General features: G+C 37.4%; 1 protein-coding gene. It reads left to right on the top strand.

Going from position 1 to position 1,581, the window contains the following annotated elements:
- Nucleotides 1–1,269 (top strand): Glu/Leu/Phe/Val family dehydrogenase, encoded by a 1,269-nt coding sequence (locus tag PLK24_RS11355; RefSeq protein ID WP_324479229.1) that lies wholly within the window; start codon nucleotides 1–3, stop codon nucleotides 1,267–1,269.
- Nucleotides 1,270–1,581 lie beyond the last annotated feature (312 nt).

Below are 1,581 nucleotides of genomic sequence, written 5' to 3'. Positions count from 1 at the left end.
ATGATTACAAGTCAAAACTATAATCCCTACGAAAATATGTTGCAAATACTCGATTCTGCTGCCGATCAACTTGGTTTGGATCTTGATGATTATATCTCACTTCGTTCACCCGAAAGAGAACTTACTGTCTCTTTCCCGGTCGAAATGGAAAACGGACATATCGAAATGTTTACTGGTTATCGAGTTCAACATTCCAGCAGCAGAGGTCCTTGTAAAGGAGGACTACGATTTGCACCTGATGTAACGATTGATGAAGTAAAGGCTTTGGCTGCCTGGATGACTTGGAAGTGTGCTGTAGTTAATATACCTTATGGTGGAGCAAAGGGAGCTGTTCGCTGTGATCCTTCAAAGCTAACAAAAAAAGAACTCATGCAAATAACTCGCCGTTATACTGCAATGATTCTTCCATTAATCGGTCCAGAAAAGGATATTCCAGCTCCTGACCTCAATACCAATGCCGATGTTATGGGATGGATTATGGACACCTATAGCATGTTCAAGGGTTTCTGTGTACCAGGTGTTGTAACTGGTAAACCAATTGAAATCGGTGGCTCACTGGGAAGAAGGGAAGCAACTGGAAGTGGCGTCGCTTTCATTACCAACGAAATAGCCAAAAAAATAAATATTGATTTAACTTATTCATCGGTAGCGATTCAAGGGTTTGGCAATGTAGGCCAAGCCGCTGCCTATCTTTTAAATAAAGAAGGCTGTCGAATTGTGGCGGTAAGTGATATAAGTAGCTCTTTCTATAGAGAAGAAGGCCTTAATATTCAAGACATGATTGAATATACCAACCATCATCCTCACCATCTTCTCGAGGGCTATACCGCTCCTGGAGTATCGGTTATAAACAACCAAGACCTTTTGAATCTCAAAGTCGATTTTCTCATTCCAGCAGCAAAAGAAAATCAAATCACTTCTGAAAATGCCGGGAAAATTCAAGCCAACGTAATTGTTGAAGCTGCCAATGGCCCAACCACTTTTAGTGCTGATGCCATATTAAATGAAAGAAATATAATTGTTGTTCCGGATATCTTAGCGAATGCGGGAGGAGTTGTTGTATCTTACTTTGAATGGGTCCAAAACATCCAATCTTTGATGTGGGATGAAAACGAAGTGAATGATCTCCTATTGAAAATTATGAGCAAAGCTTTTCATGAGGTTTGGAATCTTCATCTGAAATACCGTTGTTCTTTAAGAATGGCAGCCTATATGCTGTCATTAAATCGAGTAGTAAAAGCTAAAAAAATGAGGGGAATTTTCCCTTGATTCTGTTTTTTAATTTTAGAATCCCCCAAAAACTATAATCTTGTTTAATTTGTACATCAAGAGATTTTATAGAGAACCATCTATAAAATGTTTTATTTATCTAAAAAGAGGGGAATTAGAATTTAGTATAATAATTAAAGTAAAGCATAAAAACCGAAGTAAAAGAAGGTCATATATCTCAAAAAAAATATAAAAGGAGAACTTATGCAACTACCTGATTTGAAAGTTCTTTCTGAAAGTGAAATTCTAGCTATTCACGAAAATTCCTTGGTTATACTTGAATCGGTTGGTGTTCGTGTCGAAAGTAAAAAA

It is taken from the genome of Atribacter sp. (assembly GCF_035418125.1).
Taxonomy (GTDB): Bacteria; Atribacterota; Atribacteria; order Atribacterales; family Atribacteraceae; genus Atribacter; species Atribacter allofermentans.
The sequence above is the reverse complement of the archived record's forward strand: the minus strand, read 5'-3'. Positions and strand labels throughout refer to the sequence as shown.